A 22,131-nucleotide genomic window follows, 5' to 3' on the forward strand; every position below is an offset into this window, starting at 1 on the left:
ATCTCACGAACCCGGCTTCCTGCCTCTCTACAGGGAATGCCGGACCACGCCGGATCGCCAGCACCCACTACGCCGTGTGAAGCATTCACTTTACACAGCGAGAAAAAGACAAGGCTGGCGATCCGCCAGTCCGTTTACCTATACTCATCCAACCATGCGAAGCAGCCCAAACTAACGCATTCCAACGAGACGGAGCCTGACATGTCGAAGACGATACGAAACACGGGCCTGGCACTGCTGACATCGTTCATGCTGGGCACGAGTGTCTACGTGCAAGCCAGCCCGGATTGCGATGGGGCATGCAACGCCCGTAGTCGAATCCTCGATCAGCAGACCACGTTGCGCCTCAGCGCCAGCGCGCTTTCGACATTGCTTGCGTCGAGCGCTTCGGGTCAGCAGCTCCTGCAAATCGCGGGCACCCCAGCTTGCGATATCGAGATCGTGTATTTCCGCTACCGGACAATCGGCGGTGCGGGGGAACACACGACCTCCAGCGCCGCGCTGATGATTCCGGGCGGCAGCCGGGCGTGCAGCGGGCCACGCCCGACCTTGATGTATGCGCACGGGACCACGACGTATCGCAACTACAATATCGCCGACGTCACGCAGACAGATCCTGCCAACGGCGACGGCGCATCCGAGGGCATCAGCATTGCGGCCATGTACGCGGCCCAGGGCTATATCGTGGTGGCGAGCAACTACGCCGGCTACGCAGGCTCCGATCTGGGCTATCACCCCTACCTGAACGCAGACCAGCAATCGGCCGACATGATCGACTCGTTGCGGGCAGCGCGCGAGGTCATGGACGACAGGCGCTCCGGAAGAAAGACCCGTGAAAACGGCAAGCTCTTCATCACCGGATATTCGCAGGGCGGCCATGTGGCCATGGCCACGCATCGCGCGCTGCAAGCGGCGGGCGTCACCGTGACGGCCTCCGCCCCGGGATCGGGGCCTTACGCGCTTGCGGCCATGGGTGACGCGCTGCTTGCGGGCGAAGTGGACCTTGGCTCCACCGTGTTCACGGTCCTGGTCGCGACGAGCTACCAGCATGCCTACCACAACATCTATGGCACGCCTTTCGACCTCTACGAAGCCGCGTACGCGCCTGGCATCGAGACCCTGCTGCCGAACGTGACACCCATCGGCACCCTGTTCGCACAGGGGAAACTGCCTGTGACGCAACTCTTCAGCAACGTCCCTCCTGCGCCACAGTTCGCGTCGCTCACCCCGCCGACTTCCCCGCCGCTTGTGCCGCCCGCCCTGACGCCGCTGTTTGCGGCAGGTTTTGGCAGCGCAAACCTCGTGCGCAACGCTTATCGCCTGAGCCTTCTTGAAGATGCGGCGCTCTATCCCGACGGCGCCTTCCCCAGCTCAACGGCTGCGATGGCGCCTGCTGCGCATCCAACCGCCCCCCTGCGCCAGGCATTCAAGCGAAACGATCTGCGAAACTGGGTGCCGCGTGCACCCGTCCAGCTCTGCGGAGGACAGTCGGATCCGACGGTGTTCTTCTTCAATACGCTCATTGAAGAGGCCTACTGGCAAAACGCCAGGGTGCCGCCCCGGCTCACCTCGGTGCTGGATGTCGACTCTCCGGTCTCTGGACCCAATGACATCTATGCAGGCATCAAGCAAGGTTTTGCGCTCGCGAAAGCGACAGTGGCAGCACAGGCTGTTGCCGCAGGCGCCAAAGATGGCGGCGCATCCGCGGTGCTTCAGGCCTACCATGCCGAACTCGTCGCGCCGTTCTGCATGGTCGCCGCTCGGGCTTTCTTCTCGGCGTTCTAAGGATTCCGCCTACGGCCGGACCGCATGGAGCGCATGCGCCGGCCGGCCTGGCCGCTGGCATCGACTGCGCATCGAGAACTATCCCGGCTTCCCGAACGGCGTTTCGGGCAGTACCCCGGTGCGGGTGCCCGCCGTACTCCCGCGTTCTTTTAAGCAGGCTCTTCCTTTCGATCTGGGCGAATTGTCATGACGAATTCGCGTAGCGGCAATATCATCGGAGGAAACTTCATCGCAGGTTCATCCGTCTGTCAGGCGCCGCGCCCGAAAAGCGACGAAAGTCTCATTTCGGAGCATATTAAATAGAAATCCGCGCATCCAGTTCGGGCTCGACTTCAAACGTGACGTAAACCGCGGCGCTTGCGGTCCATGTGTATTTGCCATCTGCCGCGAACGAATCAATGGATTCGGGTCGCCATCTCACGCCTTCGGCTGCGCATGTTCGTGATTCGAGAGGCAGACGTCATGATTAGCGAATCAAGGAAAATATTTCTTGCGGGCCTGGTGATTAGTGCACTGGCGATCACTGCCTATGTATCGCGCTTGAACCAGCACCTTGCGGGAGATCAATCCAGCTTCGCGCGCGATGACGCCTCCGCTTCGCGGGGGCGAGACGATATGACGAGCGGAACGGTGAGGTCAGCGCCGGCTTTCGCCGACAGCAGTCCCAACGCCAGCATGGCGCAAACACTTGAGGCGGCTCGGGACAGCTTGCGACGCAACGATCTTGTTTCGGCCAGGGTCCTGCTGGACTCGATGCGATCGCTTCATCAGGACGATGAACAGGTGCAGGCGCTTGAGCGAGACCTGCAGGCGCGCGAAGACATGGCGGCGCAGGCATCGCCGGTTGCGCGCCCCGAGAAGGCGCCTGAAACGGTGGAATCGCCGCGGCCTGGCCCCCGGTCGCGGGCCAAAGCCGATCGCCTGCACGGCGGCACCCTGGCCATGCGCGAACACGCAACGAGCGCTACACGTCATCCGCAGGCCGGGGCCACCGGGCAAGCCAGGATCGCCCCGAACACCAGCGCCGACATTCAGGCGACAACTCCCGCCCCCGAAACCGTACAGGTGGAGTCAGCCGCGCGGCAGGCAGCATCCACTGTCTCCGGCGTGCCGGCAGAGTCCCAGTCGACTGGTCCAATGCAGCCAGACGCCGAAGCCCGACAGGTCGTACAAACCATCCAGCCTGGCTCAATGCCGACAGCGCCAGATGCCGGACCGAAAACACGCGCACAGGTACGAGCGGAACTGGACCGTGCCCGCACGAACGGGGGCATTCCACGATTCGGCAACCCCGATCCTGCCGGGCCTGGCGGCACCCCAAGCCTGCCCCGCCAACCGGCGGCACCGGCACCGTAGCGAACGGGAATCCGTACCGGACCGCATCTGCCTATCTGTATCGGTACTGTACCGGCCTCAATGGATAAACTGCATGAAAATCCAACGATGCCGGAGCCTTTCATGCCGTTCGACACCTTGATCACCCTGAGCGCCCTGCCCGCCGGCGTTCTGTTCGCGCTTGTCACGACCATCACGCCCGGACCGAACAACACGATGCTTCTCGCGTCGGGCGTCAACTTCGGTTTTCGCCGCACGGTGCCGCATGTTCTGGGTATCAGTGCGGGTGTCGCGCTGCTGATGCTGTCGGTGGGCTTCGGGCTCGGCGAGGCATTCCGCCGTCTGCCGATGCTGTACACCGTGCTGGAGACTGCAAGCGTCGTGTATCTGTTGTATCTCGCCTGGAAAATCGGCACATCGGGGGAAGTGCAGGTCCGCAAAGGCGAGCGCCGCCCGATGCGTTTCCATGAAGCGATCGCGTTCCAGTGGGTCAATCCGAAGGCGTGGATGATGGTGCTCACCGCCGCGACGACGATTCATCTGAGCGCCGACTTCGGCTTCAATGCGCTCTTGATGGCAGTGCTGTTTTATGTGATCGGCCTGCCGTGCATCTGCTTGTGGGCCGCGTTCGGCACGGGCCTGCGCGGCTTCCTGTCAAATCCCGTCAGGCTGCGTACGTTCAACATCGTGATGGCACTGCTCCTGTTGCTGTCGATGTATCCCGTCATCCTGCACATGCTCGGGTGAACCGGCCGGCAAGCTGTGCTTCTGTCTTTGGCTGCACAAAACGCATGGTGGGACGCGATATCGCTTCAGCGATTGCCTCCGCGTCGACAAGCTCGGTCTTATTGGCCTTGACCACCTGCAGTGCGCTGGAACATCGAACCGATACACGCCTTTAGAAGCATCAGCGCGAACCGGTTATTCGTTACGAAATAGCGCCTCCACATCCGCCGGGGTTCCTGTGCGACGCGATAGACCCATTCGAGTCCGCTGCGCTGCATCCAGCGAGGCGCACGGCGCACCTTACCGGCAACGACATCGAATGTACCGCCGACGCCCATGACAAAGTCCACTCCAAGCTGCCCCTTCCAGCGATTGATGAAGTTCTCCTTCTTCGGCGACGTAATTGCGACGAATAGAAGGCGGGCTCCCGAAGCACGAATCCTGTCGACCACTGCGGACTCGTCATCCCAAAAGTAGCCGTGGTGATGGCCTGCAAGCAGGAGATCTGGATAGCGACTCGCACACCGCGCTGCCACAGTTTTGACTACCCCGTCAGTTGCGCCAAGGAGAAAGACCGGGAAGCCTCTGCGCGCGGCGTCCGTGAGCAGGCGTTCGAACAGATCAACACCGGCGACACGTTCCGGCACTTCGTGTCCGAGCAAACGTGCCGCCCACACGACCCCCATACCGTCGATATTGACGATATCGCAATCTCTGACGGACGCAGCCAGTTCGGGATCCGATTGCATGTTGACAAGCTTGGCGACGTTGACTACAACGTGCTGGGTAAACTGCCTGGTAGCGATACGATTCGATATCCAGCCGACCGTTTCGTCCATCGATGCAACGTCCAAAGGGCAGGAAAATAATTCAATACGTTTCATTGTCCTTCTCGACATGGTTCTCCTGGCTTGCCTCACCCCCTTCTCTGCGGACAGCAGCAGCCTGTGCCTGATTTTCACCGATTGCAGGCAACAATGAGCGTCGGGACACGTCGACTGGCCCAAAGAAAACCTGGATCCGTGTGACGTTCGATGGTCGGGAATTCCAGCCGGACTTATACAGCCCGATTTTTAGATAGGCATGCTGATCGTTGAGGTACGAGTTCGGCGCACCTTCGCTCGTGAAGACGGAAACACCGTCCTTCCACAACTCTGTCAAAGCTTTTTTCCCTGAATCGTCGGGAACGTAACGCAAGGCCCAGTGGACCCACTTGCCCCGGTCGATGTCTGCGCAGCAAATCCATTTCGCGGCTGAGACCCGTTCCGGATGCAGTCCACCTCGCTCAGAGATCGCATACCGGCTTCCGAGCAGCGTGAGCGCGATGGTGGGCGAACCGGCAAGATATCCTTGATGAATCTGCGTAACAATCACAAGTTGTTTGTCGTCGAATTCGAAGCTGGAAGGAAGAAACGTGCTCCAGCGAATCAGGTAGTCCTGGCCTTGTACAAAGCTGACAGGCGTTGGAAACAGCAACTCTGCTCGCGGCGCGCCGTTGGCGACATGCGAGAAGTTTTCATCGCGGCTGATACTCGCGCGAACGACCTTGCCTCCGGGAAAGACCAGATCGTCCACTATGGCGATGTCGCCAAGGTTCGCCTGAACACCGATGCGAGCATCGAGGCCGCCCTGCCAGTCCTCGACATAGACGGCCTGATATGAATCCGCCGGACCCGGCATCCCCAATTCGCTATGCGGGAGCGAAATTGATGCCTGAGCCCGCACGGGTAACTGCGCAATCAATAGCGCGCCCACAGCGAGGCATCCGTACCATCGTTTGAATCTGTCATGCATGCGCTTCCCCTAATGCGCCACTACGTCGCGATAGCAACGGACATACAGGTTGCTGAGCGCTTCGGTTGAATAACGCTGTCGTGCCCGCGCGAGTCCGGCTTTCCCCATCCGTCCCGCCAGTTTCGGATCCTCCACCAGACGACGAATGCGCGCAGCCAGCGCCTGCGGACTCGAAGGCTCGACCAGGTAGCCCGTCACCCCCTCCTCCACGAGATCCAGAAATCCGCCTAGTCGCGTACCGATGACCGGCACACCCGAAAACATCGCCTCGAGTGTCGAAATTCCAAACGATTCGTAGTGACTGGGCATGCAGAAGATTCGCGCATTGCGATAGAACGCCAGCTTCGCGTCACCGTCCAACCATCCCACGAAGGTCACGAGATCATCAACCTGGAAATCACGTGCCATCCGCTGCCAATGGTGCACATCTCCGACGCCCGCCAGTCTCAGCGATATAACGCACCCCGCTGCTCTGAGCAAAGCAAGCGCTTTCAGCAGATCCCCAATTCCCTTCGCTTCCACCAGACGTCCGGCAAAGGCAAGATAGCCCCCATCATCATTCTTTAGCGTCGGCAAGCCCGCGTCCTCGACGAACTCTGCCGAACCCGCTGTGTTGCCGATCACGTATAACTTCGCAGGGTGCACACCGAGACGGATTAGTTGCTGGCCAATCGCGCTGGACACGGCTACGGTGGCATCCGCTCCTCGAACGAAACGTGAAATCGCCAGTCGCGTGAATTTCCCTGCCCGCGATTCAAATCGATCAAAGTTTCCAGCATGCAGATGGAAGATCGTTTTCCTGCCGGTCAACTTCACAAATAGACTGAGCAAGAACTTGCGATAAAACGACCCTCGTACAGAAACGTGCAGATGAACGATATCCACATCTCGCATTAATACCCATACGAATCGGGGCAGATCGAGCAACGTAAATCCAAGCAGATTCCGGGTGCTTTGAAACCCATGCGTTTCGAAGAAGGAAAACACGATATTCGCCCTTCGAAACCGTGCCTGGAGGTTTTCGAGTTCGCCCATCATCGATGCAATCCCGCCAAGCTGCCCCCAGCCGGGACCGACGTGCAGAACACGCACCACCCGGTTGAGGGAGGAGCGCTGCGACGACGTTTCATCAGACCACATCGAGATTGCCCCGTTGGCTACCGGACGACGCGTAGCGCTTTACGATCACAGCAATGACAGCGAGAAACGGTGCTACAAGAGCCGAGCCGAACACGTGCCCGGCAGTCGCCGCCACTCCCGCGATCAGGTAGAAGAACAGCTTGCCAAAGCGCGTCGTGGAACACGGCTTCCCGCCGTAAACAAACGCGCCGCGCAACGCCATGAAGTAGACGACGAAAGCAGGCAGTCCCAGAGTGAGCACCAGATCTGGAATGTCCATTTCGACCATATAGCGCGTGACGGGATACCCGCCAGTAAGCAGCGCGATGTAGTTCTGCTGCACGACGCCGTCCCAGACATTCGCGAACTTCAAGTTGCGGCCAGACAGCAAAATGGTCAGTAGTCTGTCGCCGCTGGCGCGACCACCCTGGTACTCGAAGTAGTTCAGGGTGAGATCGACCGCCTGCTGTATTTTTGGTATCGCCACATAGGCCAGAATCGCCAGGGCTGCCAGCGTCCCCAGTACCAACGCCGCGCGTGCGGACGCCCTGAACGCGTTGTGACGCGCGTAGAAATACGCACAGGTCACACCGAGTGCGCCGATTACCGCGCCTTTTGTACCGATAAGCATCGAGGCAGCCAGAAGGCTGCCGGCAAGCAGGATCTCGCGCACCCGCCAACCGGATCGCAAGACCCCTAGATACGCGAAAGCCAGCCCGACGGTCACCAACGCTGACGCCTCGTTCTGTGCATGGACGATACCCTTGTAACCCGATCGGATATGCGTGTCGCCCTGATAGCTATGGAACATTTCGATCGACAGCGCAGCGCCCGCAACGATGCAGATTCCGTAGGCGAACAAAGCAAGCCTGACAAACCACTCGAGCTTCGCGAGTCTCCGGTCGCCAAGTTCCGACAGCGCCCCGAAATAGACAAAAAACGAAAATACTTTCAGCACGAAGATCGACTGTTCGCCGAATTCGGGACCCGACGCAATGTCGAGTGCATACGCCACACCCGACGACAGGATCGCCACAAAGACCAGCAGCGACAGATACAACCCGGACCGCCGTATCTTTCCGCCTATCAGCATCGCTGCAATCAGGCCGAACACGATCGCCCCGCGCAAGAATAGCGAGAAGCGTGCATCGCTTCCGCCGGTCGGGAGCGCACCGTGCGACGCATACACCGACAGGAAGTCAGCAACTGGTGATAACACAAAGCCAGGCAAAACCAACGTCCAGACGAATGCCACCGAGGGTGACGCGGAAGCCTTTGATGCCGGAATTCGCAGCGGCAAAGAGTACGGCGGGGATGAACTGTTCACGATTTAAACATCCTGCCGCGCGATCCTGTCACAGTGAAAGCGAGCACCATCATCCAGCGAACTACCGTCCGCATGTGGCGCAACGGCCAAACCGCTGCCGAATGCGACGCAGAGCGTGGGCGCACATAAACGCTGCGCGCTGATTCAAGAGAGCTCTGCATCGTTTCAAACCCTTCCCACGCGGCATATGGGCGCAGTTCCGCAATGCGCAGGCCTCCATGGCTGCGATGCCACGGCCAGTCGTCGAGCAATGCACCGATCGCGCCTTCAGTATGGGCAAGCGCCTTGCGCGCGCCGTCGTGGGCAATCCAGTATGCAACCGAACCGCTAGTCCATTGCTTGAACGGAACGCCGACGATCAGGCCATCGATCTTTCGTGAGCGCTTCAACGGTTCCTGAAGATATGTCCGTGCCGCGCTTGCGCGGCGCAACTTCGAACGTCCAAGGAGCACGATGTCGGCTGCAGATGCAAGCGGCGCCTCGGAAGCAGTCAACACACGTTCAAAAAAGACAGCTTCCAGAAGCGCGTCGTCTTCGATGACTACGGCAGAGCGCCCCGATTCCGCAATCTTTCGCCAGACGGACCGGTGACTCATGAAACAACCCAATTCGCCACGAGTCAACGGTCGACCGTAGCGATCCCTGGCCGCCTCTTCGTCGCAAATGTCATTAACCTGGGCGTCCGTGAGTTCGCGGCCATCGATCGCATCCTCGAAACGAAATGCCGCCGCCCGCTCCGTCAAAACCTTCGCGATCGATTCGCGTCGCTCTGACGAGCTCAATGAAATCACATATATGGCAAACATTGAGAACACTTAACGATTCAGCAATTGCGTGAAATGGGACCGCAACGGCAATGTGCCTACGATCGCAACGAGGTAGACGGCCAGAATCGCGGCCTCTGCAATCAGGAACGCCGAGGCGGCGCCCTCGGCGCCAAAAGATGGGACCAGGGCGAAGGCTAGCGCGACATTCAATACGCCGCCTGCCAGCATGACGCGAGAGCGCCGCCATCCTGCCTCAAAGGGGACCAGCACTTGCAAGCCGAGGAAGTACGCGAGATTCCCGAACACGGTCGCCATACAAAGCAACGTCAGCACCGCGGCCGAGCCATGGTATGAACCACCCAGCACAATCGTCGTGAGCGGACCGGCCAGGCCGATGAACACGGCGGCACCCGCGCCTGTCGTAGCTATGGTTGCGATTGCTCCCACCATCGTCAGCCTGGCCGCAGCCCTCCCCGAGGCCGGATCGCACTTCGCAATGAGCGCAGAAACACGTGGGTAGAGAACTGTGTTGATCTGTGCAGGAACCATGTTGCCAACTGCCTTCAGTCGGTCGGCAGCAGCATAGATCCCAACCTGATAAGGACCGGCAAGCGAACCGAGGATGATTGCATTCGTGGCACTAAACAGGCTGACCGAAGCGGTTGACACAAACATGTCAGCGCCCTGCTTGATCCGTAGCCAGATTCGGCGCCATGACGTGCGGGGCCGATGCAGCAAGCCTAGTCGGCATGCGATACCGAGCGAGAGCAAACCCGTCAGCAGCGGTGCTGCGGCCTGAATCGCCACAGCCACGGCGACATCGTTAGCGCTTTTCACGAACACGAATATCAGAGGCAGCGTAATGAAACGCCCCGCAAGCGATACCGTGGCGAGTAGGGAAAACCGCTCAAGCCCCTGCAGCAACCAGTTCAATGTGATCACATTGCCGATCACGACCAGCCACGACAACAGAACTGCGTGCGTAGCCAAAGCAGCTTGCCGGTCAAAATGAAGCACTATCAGAAGAACGGCAAACGAGATCAGACACAGACACCCCTTGGCGCCGATAGTCGACCAGATCAGTTCGCTGAGTGCTTCAGGGCAGTCGCGGCACTCTATGACGGCTCGGGGGCCGCTCAGGTTGAAACCCCATTCGGTCAACACCGTACCGTAGACCGCCATCGCATTCACATACGCCAGCAAACCGAACTGTGCAGGTCCAAGCACGCGTGTGAGATAGGGAAATGTGGCCAGTGGCACCAGATAGTTGCCTAACTGCCAGATAACCATCGCGACAAAATTCCGGCCGAGGCCGGAACCCGCAGCCGACACCGGCGCCGGCCCCTTGGCTGCGCTACTGCTGGTCGGCTCGCTCGTCGACATCCGGCTTCTCAATTAACCGGTTGCACTTGCGATAGCAGCCCGCGCGTGTCAATCACGATCTTGTCGTGGAAGCGCAGCGGATCGAGACGCCTGAAAGGTAGATGGTCGACGAGAATAACCACAATATCGGCACGGCTCACCGCGTCGGTCAGCCGGCCAAGCTCGCATTTGTTGTCGAGACCGGCCGGCAATGCCGCCACGTTCGGTTCGACCGCGATGACATGCCCTATATTCCGGTCCGTAAGTTCACGAACTATTTCAACCGCGGGGCTCTCACGCAGATCGTCGATATCGGCCTTGAACGACAGACCCAGACACGCTATCACAGGCTCTCTGAAACGGCGTGCCGCGCGCTCGACGCGCCCGATCACGTGGTGCGGCTTGTCATCGTTGACAATTCGCGCCATGCGGATAAGGCGCGCCTGTTCTGGCGACGAATCGACAATAAACCATGGATCAACTGCAATGCAGTGACCGCCGACACCCGGCCCAGGCTGCAGAATGCTCACGCGCGGATGCCGGTTAGACAGTCGGATCAGTTCCCAGACATTGATGTCAAGGTGGTCGCAAATCAACGAAAGCTCGTTCGCAAATGCAATGTTGACGTCGCGAAACGAGTTCTCGGTGAGCTTGCACATCTCGGCTGTCCGAGCATCCGTCAGGATGCAATCGCCGCGTACGAATGTCCGATAGAGCTCACGCGCCCACTCGCCGCACCTACGGGTCATACCGCCGATTACCCGGTCGTTCTCGACAAGTTCCCGGATCACGTGGCCAGGTAGCACGCGCTCCGGACAATGCGCGACACGAATATCGGAGTTTTCTCCGGCTTGCTGCGGAAAGCTGAGGTCCGGACGCAGTTCGGCCATCCATGCCGCCATCTGTTCTGTCGCACCGACCGGCGACGTCGACTCGAGGACGACGAGGTCACCCTTTTTCAGCACGGGCGCAACAGAGCAACTCGCCGCCTGGATGTAGCTCAAGTCAGGCTTGTTGCCTTCGCGAAACGGCGTCGGCACCGCAATCAGGAAAGCATCTGCAGGCTCCGGCGTCATCGTCGCGCGCAGATACCCCTGAGTCACTGCGGCGTGAACCAGCATATCGAGTTCCGGCTCGACGATGTGAATCTCGCCCCTGTTGATCGTCTCGACCGCGTTCTGATCGACATCAACACCAATGACCTGCTTGCGCCTCGCGGCAAATGCCGCGGCAGTTGGCAAACCAATGTAGCCCAGTCCGACTACCGAAATAACATTGAATTCCATATCGTACCTAGCCTTACGTCTTTGTTGTCGCCGTCAAGCCGCGAGAGCCCGAACCCAGCCTGCCATGAGTGAATCGACAATGCGCTCGCTGGCATGTCCATTCCCGTATGGATTCCCGCCTCGGGTCATCGCCTGATAGCTATCCGCGTCATTCAGCAGATCAGACACGCCCGCAACAATCCTTCGCGCATCCGTTCCCACCAGTTTCACTACTCCGGCGTCCACTGCTTCCTGCCGCTCCGTGGCGGTACGCATAACCAGGACTGGCTTTCCCAACGAAGGAGCCTCCTCCTGAACACCTCCTGAGTCGGTCAGAATCAGATATGAGCGATCCATTAGACGGACGAACGGCAGATAGTCCTGCGGCTCGATCAAATGGATGTTCGGAATACCTGTCAGTAGACGGGTCACGGGCTCGCGCACGCTGGGATTCATATGAACCGGGTACACAAGGTCGACCTCAGGGTGCGCCAGGGCGATCTGCAACAACGCTGAACAGATCTGCTCAAAGCCCGAGCCGAAACTTTCCCTGCGATGGCCGGTTACGAGGATCAACCGCCGGTCATACGCAAGAGACGGCAATTCGCGATCAACCGCGGCGGCAAGGCTCCTGTCTTTCGCAAGACCGTCCCGCACATGAAGCAACGCATCGATGACTGTATTCCCCGTCACCGAAATGCTTTCATCGGCGACACCTTCCGCAAGCAGGTTTCGGCGTGCCCGCTCGGTCGGTGCAAAATGCATGTTTGCCAGCACGCCCGTCACTGTCCGGTTCGCCTCCTCCGGCCACGGCGAAAGCATATTGCCGGTGCGCAGGCCCGCCTCGACGTGCCCGATGGGGATACGCCGGTAAAACGCCGCAAGGCTAGCCGCCATCGTCGTCGTGGTGTCGCCATGAACAAGCATGACATCCGGCCTGCAGTCGTTCAGCACATCGCGCATGCCTGTCAATATCGATGTCGTCACATCGGAAAGATCCTGACCTCGCTTCATGATGTTCAAATCGAAATGCGGCCGGATCTCGAACAGCGCCAATACCTGATCAAGCATTTCGCGATGCTGTCCAGTCACGCAGACGAAGCAGTCGACACCCTCGGTATCCTTGAGCCGCTTCACGAGCGGCGCCATCTTGATGGCCTCGGGACGGGTTCCGAACGTGAGCAAAATTCTCTTGTTCATTTCTGTTCGTGTTAGATGAAAAATCCGCTGGCGATACGCTTGCCAGCGGCGCGCCACGTCCGGATATCAGGTTCGCCTATCCGTTATCGGTTTCGTAAGCGGAGTAGGTTCCATACGCTGACGCACGCTGCGGAACATCGCTCAGCAGAATGCCGTCGATCGGCACACCAGCCCCATTCAGTAATCGTCTGGTTTCGCGGAGCTCAACCGCTGAATGCTTGCCCTGACACATCACAAGCAATGTGATCCCGGCATGCTTGCCAATCAGTGCCGGGTCCGTGACAGCGAGAACGGGCGGCGTATCCAGAAGCACCAGATCGTATTCGTGAGACAGCTTGTCGATGAGTGCGCCAAGATTCGTACTGGTCAATATCTCAGCAGGCGACCGCGAGTTCGTTCCGCGTGTGAGCACATCGAGGTTGGGTAGAACCTGTCGCCGCACTACCGCGTCGACATCAGCTCCAGCGATGACGTCCTGAAATCCTCGCTCCCTTGCTATGCCAAGGTGCTGATGAACATCACCTCGACGCATGTCTGCATCAATCAGAAGCACCCGCTTTCCGGTTGACGCCAGGACGGCAGCGAGATTGACCGATAGAAACGTTTTACCGCTCGCGGGGCGGACCCCTGTGATCATCACCACATTGTTCTGCGCTTCAGCCATCTTGAACTGCAGTGCAGTGCGCAGGCTGCGGATAGCTTCCACCGCAATATCGTCGGGCATTTCCATCGACAGCACGCGCGGTCCGCGTTGACCACGGCGCGACCGCCTCTCCAGCGCGGTCTGGCGCTCGCTGTGCGAGATAACGGCGAAGACTGGTGCACCCACGATCTGCTCGATCTCAGCCGCATTTTCCAGGCCCCGGGACAGCGAGCGTCGCACGAACGCTACGGCGGTCCCCACCAGAAGACCTAATAGGCCAGCGCCAGCAATGACGATCGCTTTCTTCGGTCTGACCGGCTTCTCGGCGGCCTCTGCGTAGTCAACGATGCGAGCGTCCCCCTGCTGTCCCGCCTTGAGAATGCGCAATTGTTGGGCGCTGTTCATCAGGTTTGTGTAGAGCGCAGTATTGATATCCACGTCACGCATCAACCGGACTGCCGTCTGCTGCGTAGCCGGAAGTACCGATACCTTCGTATTGAGCTGGTCTTCCTGACGTTTCAGGTCGGCCACCTGGGCATCAATCGCCGCGACGGAAGGATGAGTGGGTTTGAACCGTTGAAGCAGATCTTCCCGCTGCTGCTGTAGCGTGAGCATCCTCGTCTTCGTCTCGACAATGGATTGCAGAAGCAGACGGCTCTCATCGGCAAGATCAACGGTTCCATTCTGGGTGCGGAACGTGTTATAGCGCTGTTCAGCCGCATCGAGATCCTTCCTCAACTGCGGAAGCTGACTGCTCAGGAAGCTCAGCATCTGTTCGGCCTGCCCGGACTTCCAGTCGACGTTGCGCTGCACAAATCCCTGCACGATCGTATTGACGGTCTCCGCCACTCTCGCGCTGTTGTCTCCATCCAGCTGGACCGAAACGATCCCTGACTGCTTGACCTTCTCCTTCGCGGATAACGCGTCACGCAGCTTTGCCGTCGTCAGCTGCGTCGACACGCGAGCGAGCTTGAACCCGGTGCCGGGACGGGCAACAAATGCCGTCACCGTCAATGCAACAGGACCGTACTGTGTCATCCCCGTCATGGCCTCGTGAAGATGCCCTTTGAGGACAAGGTCGCCGTCCGGACCTTTAAGTTCGAACGCCCCATCGTTACCCGCGATGAGCGTGAACTTCGCGTCGTAAAGTTTCGGCGGGACGTCGAAGCGGGTGACGTCGATATCCTCGCCTCCCCAGGCAAAACTACGCAAGCCCAGGACAGGATCGGCGAGTTGCCCCACGGGAACCTGGCGCGCAATCCAGCCTCCGATCAGAGGGAAGTAGTCGGGCTTCGCGTCAATATCAAGATGCAGGCGACGAACAGTGTCGTCAAGCAACTCTCGAGAACCGATCAGTTGAATCTCGGCATCCGCCGTCGCCTTGCCGCTAAACAGGGACGCCAGATCGCCTAGTTTGTCGTTGATGGCATCTGAGCTATCCGCAACCTGAAGCATCGCCTCAGCGCGGTACACTGGCGTGCCAAGGATTGCGTAGGCAATACCAATGAGCAACGCCCCCGCAGTGAACCACGCGATGACACGCCGGTTCTCAACGATGACATTGGCAAGCCCGGATAGATCGATTTCGTCTCTAGCATCCGGAACAACGAACTGGTTGAGGCTATTGGAACCCATAGATCGCTAGGAAAGTCGCTGGACGGCATGGAGCCAGTGCGAAACACCTTGCTCAATCTGCGCCAGCGCTAGTTCGAAAAAGAAAGAACCACGTCGATACGGGTCGACGATGTCGAGATGGTCATGCTCGGCAAGGCGATACACCTTTCCCCTGGCGAACGGATACAGGGCTTCTATCCCTTCACGCTGAGTCCGTGTCATCGTCAGCACCAACTGGGCCTCACGCAGAGGAGCCGCAGTCAAAGGCGTCGTCACATGCTCACCGATGTCGAGGCTGCGCTGCTTCATCAGTTCGATCGCTGCCGGGTCCGCACCGCGACCCACTGGGGCATGTGTGCCCGCAGAGGTCACACCGACGTTGGGCAAGACTTTCGCAAGCAGGGCTGCCGCCATCGGACTACGGCAAATATTTCCCTCACAGACGACGAGAATACGGTCGATCATTTGGCGACAACAGCACCCGTCAGACCTGCATTGATCAATGGCAGCAGTTGACTCAGCACGCGACTGAAACGTGCAAGGCTGGTGCTATCCACATACACCACATCCTTGGGCTGCAGTTCAAACTGGTTAGCAAGCACCATCGATACTGGCGAACTCCCGTCGAGGTGATAAACCTTCGGCGTCCGCTCTCCATCGCCACGAATCACATACATTTGCGACGCGTCGGCCGTCATGGCGTTCACACTGCCAGCCTGCGATAGTGCATCGCTCAATGTCAGCTTTCCTGTACTTTGCGGCACTGCGGTCATGGGGCGGGTGATCTCACCCATCACGAATACGCCGTTTTCGTCACGCGGCACGACGCGCAACAGATCACCGTCCTTCAAGACGATCCTTGACGGATCCAGCCCGTGATCGAGCATTTTCGGCAAATCGACCTGATACCTCACGTGCTTGCGGGTCAGCAGCATCCGACTCTGGTCCGCGGCCGGCGTGAAGCCCCCGGCGCGCGTAATGGCTTCATAGAGCGTCATGGGAATATCGTTGATCGGCTGCACACCTGGTGTGTGAACCTCTCCGTCGACATAAACCTTCCTGGCCCGAAACGACGCGATACGTACCGTCACCTGAGGGTTCTGGAATACGCGCGCCAGCCTGCGCGCAAGGTCAGCCTGCAACTCGTCAGTTCGCAGGCCGGCCGCGCGCAGCGTGCCCGCATACGGAAATGAGATATCGCCGGTCTGGTCGATAACGAAACCGGCCGGCGCATCGGCGGGCCGCACCTGAGGCTGGCTTTGCGCGCCCTGCGCCGCGGCAAGCTCCGGGTGATCCCAGACGGTGATGTTCAGTACGTCGCCTACGCCAAGCGTATAGGGCTCGGGGGTCGAAAACAGCGGTGATCCGTCGGCCGCCCTTCGTGCCGCGGCCTCCTTACGCATCTCCTGAATCAATGCGAGGTTGATATCGCTGATGGGCACCGCAAGTGCGTCAGACGCCTCCCCACCGCCTGCTTCCACTATCGGTAGACTCGGATTCTCATTCATGCGCATGCCGGGCGCGACCCCGCATGCGGACAGCAGCGTGAGCGACGCCATCACCAGAAACCCCAAACGACCGATCATCCGCACAAAAGCCGCTACTAACATCCTGTTTGACCTGTTCCCGAATTCGTTGGGCCGCACGCCTCGCTCAATGCACTAACGAGCGACGCCACCTGTTCAATGCCTGTCTGTCAATTTCAGCTAGTACATCGAGTCATTGACCGGGAGCGATCTCATTTCCGTCCCAAACCCATTGATCAATACGCATTCCGATGCACCATCCCCTTAATCACTGTCGCGACTACGATGCGCATATCCAATCCGAACGACCAGTTCTTCATGTAGTACAGATCGTGCTCGACCCGGCCCTCCATTTTTTCGATGAGATCGGTTTCGCCACGAAAGCCGTTGATCTGTGCCCAACCGGTAATTCCCGGCTTGATGCGGTAACGGTGGATGTAGCCCGCAACGATTTTCTGGTACTCGCCGTCGTGTTCGATCGCATGCGGACGCGGCCCGACAATCGACATCTCGCCGCGCAATACATTCAGGAACTGCGGCAGTTCGTCCAGACTCGTGCGTCGAAGAAAGCTGCCGACCCGCGTTACGCGTGGATCCTTCCTCTCAGCCTGGCGCACCACCCCGGTTTCCTCGACATGCACACGCATCGTGCGAAACTTGAATATCCGGAATACCGCGCCGTCGACTCCCTTTCGCTTCTGCGTAAACAGCACCGGCCCTTTCGACGACAGCTTGACCGCTACCGCGATGATGCCCATCAGGGGTAGTAACGCGATCAGTGCAAATGCTGCGAACACCCGGTCGAAAATCGCCTTCTGCAAAAGTCCGAACGATGGCAACGGAGAAGCCATCAGGTTGATCGCCGGCGTACCGCCCAGATCCACCATCCCGCCACCGAAGGTCGCAAGACCACGCACGTCGGGAATGAGACGAACGTTGACAAGATCATCCTTGAACGCATCAAGGACGCGGGCGACCATGCGCTCATCTGACATCGGCAGCGCGAGCCATACCTCGCGGATGTGTCCGGCACGAACACCTGCGGCAAACGTCGCCACGTCCCGGTACATCCGAAGCCCCGCAATACATGACTCCTCGAACGCGTGCGGGTTGAATATCGCTACTGGGCGAAACCCAGAGTCAGGCGATTCCAATACCTTGCGGATCAGGCTGTCGCAATGCTTGCCTGCGCCCACAATCGCCACTGCGTGCTGATTACGCTCGCCCCAGCGCACCCAACGAGGCGCGGCAAGCAGGATCAGGCGAGATGCAAGCACCCCCACACCTGCAATGAGCGCCCAGCAAGCCCACCAGGACCGCTCGACCTGCGCCCCCCGATGCAGGGCGAACGTCGCCGCGAGCGCACAGGACTGACTGATTGCCCATGCAAATCCGGCATACCCGATCATCCCGAGCTTCGAACAACCGCACCACGGGCGATAGGCGTGGAATAGCGAAAACAGTATCAGCGCGAAGGCGATCGCAACGAATGCTCCTATCTGTACGAGATACCCCGTCTTGCTGGATAGTGGGAACGATGTAATGAAGGAGCTGGACACGATCAGTAAAGCGTCAATCGAGCGGACCAGCCACTTCTTCAACTTCTGCGTATTTCTGCTTCCCGAGAGATACGGGATCCGGGACATAGTTCTTCAAGCACCAGTTGCGGACGACAGAGTCAAGCGCCTTAGAACGATAGCTTCGTCCCGTTGCGCGGCCAACCCGACGTCAGATTCACTTTCACTTCAGTATCAGGCGCGTGCCTTCCTGATTCAGCGCGCTGCTCTCGGCACTGGTCCTTCTCTAACGTCGCAAGCACAACGAACCTGAACCGATTAAATCGAAGTTCGTCATTCTGGCGCCAGGAATCACGAAATGACATCAGACGGAAGCCCGAATAAGGTCAAATATTTCTGACATCTGCAGCGCGAGCCATACCTCGCGGATGTGTCGGCACGAACACCTGCGGCAAGCGTCGCCATGTCCCGGTACATCCGAAGCCCCGTAATGGAGGCCCGAATCAGATCAAATATTTTTAAACGACCCGCTTGATCCGCAGCCATCTCGTAGAGGGCTGTACGCCATCAAATCGTTACAAGCGTCGTGAACTTGCCCCTTGAAAGACGAACTTCCGACGCGCGCCACTCAGGTGGCATGTTTCCGTTCAATCTTTGGTCAAGCATATAGTTATACTGATCATTTTCGACAGGGGCATTGTATTGTATGACTCACTATGGGAAATCAGCGTTGCCGCGCCAGGCAGACACAGTGCGCGTCGGGATATTGGAACACGGTCATTTCCCTGGCATCTTCAGGCAGTCCGTTGCGCAGCGAATCGAATCCGAAAGCGCGCAGAGTTTCGCATAGCGATGAGACCGCCCAGCTTTCACAGAACGAGTTCGCCCCCGCAGCGCGGTACACCACATCTACATGTGGTATTCCGAAGAGCATGAAAAGAACGCGACATTCGATGCCGTGAGGAAACGCGCGTCGGGCTCGTCGTTAATGTTGCTAAACGCTTCAGAACGCCTTCTCGCCACCCACAGCGACACCTTCGCGGCTCCGAACCTTATCGATGAAGCGCCACAGCGCTTCATCTACCGAATACGGCACATTGAAACGGAACCACGCGCTTGGCGCGTCGTCGGGGCGGAAATATGAGCCGGGCGCGAGCCAGATGCCGTCACGCAACGCGGCCGTTGCGATTTCACCAGCGCGCTCCGGCTCGACCGGCAGACGTGCCCACACGAAAAGTCCCGCGCGCGGCCGGTGAAACAGCTCGAGTCCAGCCGCATCGATGCGCTCCTCGAACAGCGCGTGCGCAGCCTTCAGTCGCTCGTTCACGGTCTCGACATGGCGTGCATGACGGCCTTCGAGCAGGACCTTGTCGACGATCCGCTCGATCGCCTCCGACGAGGTCAGCCCCACTGCCATCTTGGTGCGCGCCAGCTCGCGCAACACGTCGCGTTCGGCGACGACATAGCCGCAGCGCAGCCCCGGCGTAACGGTCTTCGAAAAGCCACTGACGTAGAGCACCCGCTGCAGCCCTTCCATCGCGGCAAGCAGCGGCGCACCGGACGGCGCAAGTTCGCGGCTGACGTCGTCCTCGATCACCCACATGCGCTGCCGCTCGGCGATCTGCAACAGACGAAACGCTGACGCCATGCTGAGCGTCGCGCCGGTCGGGTTCTGCAGCGTCGTGTTGACGAAAATCGCCTTCGGACGGTGAGCGGTGACGAGCGTTTCGAGCACCTCGGTGTCGAGGCCTGCCGGCGTGCGCGGCACGCCGTGCACGACGAGTCCCGCCAGCTTGAGAATCTGCAGCAGGTTGCAGTAACCGGGATCTTCGACCAGTACCGTGTCGCCCGGACGCAGCAGCGTTCGCACGATCAGGTCGAGCGCCTGGGTTGCGCCCTGGGTAAGCAGCACATTGGAGACGTCGACCGGCAGGCCTCGCCGGTCAAGTTGCTCGGCGATGCGTTCGCGCAGCGGCGCAAAACCGTACGGATGGCCGTAGTCTGCAAACCGCCCGGCCGGCACGCGGCTCATCGCACGCAACGCATGATGCAGCCCCGAGCCGTTCACCCATTCGTTCGGCAACCAGCCGCAACCGGCCTTGATCGGCACCGAATGATCGACGAACACGTCAGACAGCAGCCAGGTCGCCGTGAGGCTGGGCGGCTGCCAGTCGGACGCACTGGCGCGCGCCGCCGGCGCGCCCGCCGTCGCGACGCGATAGCCGGAGCCGCGCCGCGCGGTCACGAGCCCCATCGAAACAAGACGGTTGTACGCCTCCATCACGGTGAAGGTGCTCAGCCGATGCGTCTGCGCAAGCTGCCGGACCGACGGCAACAGCGCGCCGGAACGCAGCGACTGCGCCTCGATGGCTTCGGCAAAGCCTCGTACCAGCTGCTCGACAAGCGTAGGCGCGCTGCGGCGGTCGCGTTCCAGAGGTAGTTCGATCATGGTGATGAGGGTGTCGATAACCACTACAGTTGAGGCCAATTTACCAGCACAGTTATCAGCGCAGTAAATCAACTGTTTATGTCCGCCATTTAACCGCGGACGCTACAGTTTCGCTACCACTTCGAGGAGAAAACCCATGACTTCGCGCCCCGTCATCGATGACCTGTCGTCATTCTGGATGCCGTTTACCGCCAACCGCCAGTTCAAGGCCGCGCCGCGCCTGCTGGAATCGGCGAAAGGCATGTACTACCGCACGACCGACGGACGCGAGGTGCTGGACGGCTGCGCCGGCCTCTGGTGCGTGAACGCGGGACACAGCCGCGCTGAGATCGTCGAGGCCATCACGAAGCAGGTTTCGACGCTCGACTTCGCGCCGACCTTCCAGATGGGCCATCCGCTCGCGTTCGAAGCGGCGTCGAAAGTCGCCGAACTGATGCCCGCAGGCCTGGACCGGATTTTCTTCACGAACTCGGGCTCCGAATCGGTCGATACCGCGCTGAAAATCGCGCTTGCGTACCACCGCGCCCGTGGCGAAGGGCAACGCACGCGGCTGATCGGCCGCGAGCGCGGCTACCATGGCGTGGGCTTCGGCGGCATTTCAGTGGGCGGCATTTCGCCCAACCGCAAGACGTTTTCGGGCGCGCTGCTGCCTTCGGTCGACCATCTGCCGCACACGCACAACCTCGAACACAACGCGTTTTCGAAGGGACAGCCGGCCTGGGGCGCGCATCTGGCCGAAGAACTCGAACGCCTCGTCACGCTGCACGACGCGTCGACGATCGCCGCGGTCATTGTCGAGCCGGTCGCGGGTTCGACGGGCGTGCTGATCCCGCCGCAGGGCTATTTGCAGAAGCTGCGCGAAATCTGCACGAAACACGGCATTCTGCTGATTTTCGACGAGGTGATCACCGGTTTCGGCCGCCTCGGCAAGGCGACGGCCAGCGAATATTTCGGCGTAACGCCGGATCTGCTGACCATGGCAAAGGCGATCAATAACGCGGCCATTCCGATGGGCGCGGTCGCGGCGAGCCGCACGATCCACGATACGATCGTCAACAGCGGCGCGCCTGGCGCGATCGAACTCGCGCACGGCTACACGTATTCGGCACACCCGGTAGCGGCGGCCGCAGCGATCGCGACACTCGATCTGTATCGCCGCGACGATCTGTTCGCGCGCGCCCATGCGATGGCGCCGAAGTTCGAAAGCGCTGTCCACGCGCTGCGCGACGCGCCCTACGTGAAGGACATCCGCAATCTCGGCCTCGTGGCGGGCGTCGAACTGGAGTCACGCGCGGGCGAACCGGGCGCACGCGCCTACGAAGCCTTCGTCAAATGCTTCGAGGCAGGCGTCCTGATCCGCTTCACAGGCGACATCCTCGCGTTCTCGCCGCCGCTGATCATCGAGGAAGCGCAGATCGAGCACATTTTCAGCACGGTTCGGGAAGCGCTTGCCAGCGTGCAATAACGCACGCGGGAGCGCTACGCACGCTCAGTGATGAGCACGGGCGGCCCTGGTATGGGCCGCTTTTTTTTTGCGGCGGCCGAACGGCCGGCGGCGCCCCGCTCGGCGCCTTGCCCCGATTTATCCGCGCGGGCACGAAACACGCAGCCAGGCCCGACTTCAACAAAAGGTGCGCTCGCCGCTTGTAGCGCCTATTGTTAAAGCAAGGGCCGGCTCCGTGTGCCCGGTCTGTCGGGAGAC

General features: G+C 59.8%; 17 protein-coding genes. 4 read left to right on the top strand and 13 right to left on the bottom strand.

What is annotated here, in order from left to right; all coding sequences use genetic code 11:
* The first annotated feature begins 201 nt into the window (after window positions 1-201).
* The 3 genes from P3T23_RS00790 (at window position 202) to P3T23_RS00800 (ending at window position 3,867) form a co-directional block, all read left to right on the top strand.
* The gene (locus P3T23_RS00790; RefSeq protein ID WP_429314291.1) at window positions 202-1,785 is read left to right on the top strand and encodes an alpha/beta hydrolase family protein; all 1,584 of its coding nucleotides are present in this window, start codon (window positions 202-204) and stop codon (window positions 1,783-1,785) included.
* A gap of 753 nt (window positions 1,786-2,538) precedes the next feature.
* The gene (locus tag P3T23_RS00795) at window positions 2,539-3,141 is read left to right on the top strand and encodes a hypothetical protein (RefSeq protein WP_429314292.1); all 603 of its coding nucleotides are present in this window, start codon (window positions 2,539-2,541) and stop codon (window positions 3,139-3,141) included.
* A 102-nt stretch (window positions 3,142-3,243) separates the two neighbouring features.
* Complete coding sequence (locus P3T23_RS00800) at window positions 3,244-3,867, top strand: LysE family translocator (protein ID WP_429314293.1); 624 nt, start codon at window positions 3,244-3,246, stop codon at window positions 3,865-3,867.
* 98 nt (window positions 3,868-3,965) lie between these two features.
* Here P3T23_RS00800 and P3T23_RS00805 read toward each other — a convergent pair whose 3' ends face one another.
* From P3T23_RS00805 to P3T23_RS00865, 13 genes are all read right to left on the bottom strand, one after another.
* Entirely contained in the window at window positions 3,966-4,766 is an 801-nt protein-coding gene (locus P3T23_RS00805) for a WecB/TagA/CpsF family glycosyltransferase (protein WP_429314294.1), read from the bottom strand.
* Complete coding sequence (locus tag P3T23_RS00810) at window positions 4,717-5,640, bottom strand: heparin lyase I family protein (RefSeq protein ID WP_429314295.1); 924 nt, start codon at window positions 5,638-5,640, stop codon at window positions 4,717-4,719. The genes P3T23_RS00805 and P3T23_RS00810 overlap by 50 nt, the downstream gene beginning before the upstream one ends.
* Before the next feature lie 9 nt (window positions 5,641-5,649).
* A complete protein-coding gene (locus P3T23_RS00815; RefSeq protein WP_429314296.1) occupies window positions 5,650-6,780 on the bottom strand; it encodes a glycosyltransferase family 4 protein in 1,131 nt (376 codons plus the stop codon).
* On the bottom strand, window positions 6,770-8,086 hold the full coding sequence (locus P3T23_RS00820) for a hypothetical protein (protein ID WP_429314297.1): 1,317 nt from the start codon (window positions 8,084-8,086) through the stop codon (window positions 6,770-6,772). The genes P3T23_RS00815 and P3T23_RS00820 overlap by 11 nt, the downstream gene beginning before the upstream one ends.
* Window positions 8,083-8,892: a glycosyltransferase family 25 protein gene (locus P3T23_RS00825; protein ID WP_429314298.1), complete on the bottom strand. Its 810-nt coding sequence runs from the start codon at window positions 8,890-8,892 to the stop codon at window positions 8,083-8,085. The genes P3T23_RS00820 and P3T23_RS00825 overlap by 4 nt, the downstream gene beginning before the upstream one ends.
* 9 nt (window positions 8,893-8,901) lie before the next feature.
* Window positions 8,902-10,236: a flippase gene (locus P3T23_RS00830; RefSeq protein WP_429314299.1), complete on the bottom strand. Its 1,335-nt coding sequence runs from the start codon at window positions 10,234-10,236 to the stop codon at window positions 8,902-8,904.
* Between the two features lie 8 nt (window positions 10,237-10,244).
* Window positions 10,245-11,501 carry a UDP-N-acetyl-D-mannosamine dehydrogenase gene (gene wecC, locus P3T23_RS00835; RefSeq protein ID WP_429314300.1) on the bottom strand — a complete coding sequence of 419 codons (1,257 nt, stop codon included), beginning with the start codon at window positions 11,499-11,501 and terminating at the stop codon, window positions 10,245-10,247.
* Window positions 11,502-11,534: 33 nt separating this feature from the next.
* Window positions 11,535-12,680, bottom strand: a complete 1,146-nt coding sequence (gene wecB / locus P3T23_RS00840) for a non-hydrolyzing UDP-N-acetylglucosamine 2-epimerase (protein WP_429314822.1) — start codon at window positions 12,678-12,680, stop codon at window positions 11,535-11,537.
* Window positions 12,681-12,756: 76 nt separating this feature from the next.
* Window positions 12,757-14,958, bottom strand: a complete 2,202-nt coding sequence (locus P3T23_RS00845; protein WP_429314301.1) for a polysaccharide biosynthesis tyrosine autokinase — start codon at window positions 14,956-14,958, stop codon at window positions 12,757-12,759.
* Window positions 14,959-14,964: 6 nt separating this feature from the next.
* Window positions 14,965-15,402: a low molecular weight protein-tyrosine-phosphatase gene (locus tag P3T23_RS00850; protein ID WP_429314302.1), complete on the bottom strand. Its 438-nt coding sequence runs from the start codon at window positions 15,400-15,402 to the stop codon at window positions 14,965-14,967.
* Window positions 15,399-16,547 (bottom strand): polysaccharide biosynthesis/export family protein, encoded by a 1,149-nt coding sequence (locus P3T23_RS00855; protein WP_429314303.1) that lies wholly within the window; start codon window positions 16,545-16,547, stop codon window positions 15,399-15,401. Before P3T23_RS00855 ends, P3T23_RS00850 begins: the two co-directional genes overlap by 4 nt.
* 152 nt (window positions 16,548-16,699) lie before the next feature.
* Complete coding sequence (locus P3T23_RS00860; RefSeq protein ID WP_429314304.1) at window positions 16,700-18,109, bottom strand: undecaprenyl-phosphate glucose phosphotransferase; 1,410 nt, start codon at window positions 18,107-18,109, stop codon at window positions 16,700-16,702.
* Window positions 18,110-18,983: 874 nt separating this feature from the next.
* Complete coding sequence (locus tag P3T23_RS00865) at window positions 18,984-20,429, bottom strand: PLP-dependent aminotransferase family protein (RefSeq protein ID WP_429314305.1); 1,446 nt, start codon at window positions 20,427-20,429, stop codon at window positions 18,984-18,986.
* A 136-nt stretch (window positions 20,430-20,565) separates the two neighbouring features.
* Between P3T23_RS00865 and P3T23_RS00870 the strand changes: the two genes are divergently transcribed.
* A complete protein-coding gene (locus P3T23_RS00870) occupies window positions 20,566-21,894 on the top strand; it encodes an aspartate aminotransferase family protein (RefSeq protein ID WP_429314306.1) in 1,329 nt (442 codons plus the stop codon).
* Window positions 21,895-22,131: the final 237 nt, after the last annotated feature.

Origin of the sequence: Paraburkholderia sp. GAS448 (assembly GCF_050435685.1) — a bacterium.
Taxonomy (GTDB): domain Bacteria; phylum Pseudomonadota; class Gammaproteobacteria; order Burkholderiales; family Burkholderiaceae; genus Paraburkholderia.

Bases quoted from the DNA above. Each gene is read 5' to 3' on its own strand.
- P3T23_RS00790 (WP_429314291.1), top strand. From the start codon at position 202: ATGTCGAAGACGATACGAAACACGGGCCTGGCACTGCTGACATCGTTC.
- P3T23_RS00795 (WP_429314292.1), top strand. From the start codon at position 2,539: ATGCGATCGCTTCATCAGGACGATGAACAGGTGCAGGCGCTTGAGCGA.
- P3T23_RS00800 (WP_429314293.1), top strand. From the start codon at position 3,244: ATGCCGTTCGACACCTTGATCACCCTGAGCGCCCTGCCCGCCGGCGTT.
- P3T23_RS00810 (WP_429314295.1), bottom strand. From the start codon at position 5,640: ATGCATGACAGATTCAAACGATGGTACGGATGCCTCGCTGTGGGCGCG.
- P3T23_RS00815 (WP_429314296.1), bottom strand. From the start codon at position 6,780: ATGTGGTCTGATGAAACGTCGTCGCAGCGCTCCTCCCTCAACCGGGTG.
- P3T23_RS00825 (WP_429314298.1), bottom strand. From the start codon at position 8,892: ATGTTTGCCATATATGTGATTTCATTGAGCTCGTCAGAGCGACGCGAA.
- P3T23_RS00830 (WP_429314299.1), bottom strand. From the start codon at position 10,236: ATGTCGACGAGCGAGCCGACCAGCAGTAGCGCAGCCAAGGGGCCGGCG.
- wecC (WP_429314300.1), bottom strand. From the start codon at position 11,501: ATGGAATTCAATGTTATTTCGGTAGTCGGACTGGGCTACATTGGTTTG.
- wecB (WP_429314822.1), bottom strand. From the start codon at position 12,680: ATGAACAAGAGAATTTTGCTCACGTTCGGAACCCGTCCCGAGGCCATC.
- P3T23_RS00845 (WP_429314301.1), bottom strand. From the start codon at position 14,958: ATGGGTTCCAATAGCCTCAACCAGTTCGTTGTTCCGGATGCTAGAGAC.
- P3T23_RS00850 (WP_429314302.1), bottom strand. From the start codon at position 15,402: ATGATCGACCGTATTCTCGTCGTCTGTGAGGGAAATATTTGCCGTAGT.
- P3T23_RS00855 (WP_429314303.1), bottom strand. From the start codon at position 16,547: ATGTTAGTAGCGGCTTTTGTGCGGATGATCGGTCGTTTGGGGTTTCTG.
- P3T23_RS00860 (WP_429314304.1), bottom strand. From the start codon at position 18,109: ATGTCCCGGATCCCGTATCTCTCGGGAAGCAGAAATACGCAGAAGTTG.
- P3T23_RS00865 (WP_429314305.1), bottom strand. From the start codon at position 20,429: ATGATCGAACTACCTCTGGAACGCGACCGCCGCAGCGCGCCTACGCTT.
- P3T23_RS00870 (WP_429314306.1), top strand. From the start codon at position 20,566: ATGACTTCGCGCCCCGTCATCGATGACCTGTCGTCATTCTGGATGCCG.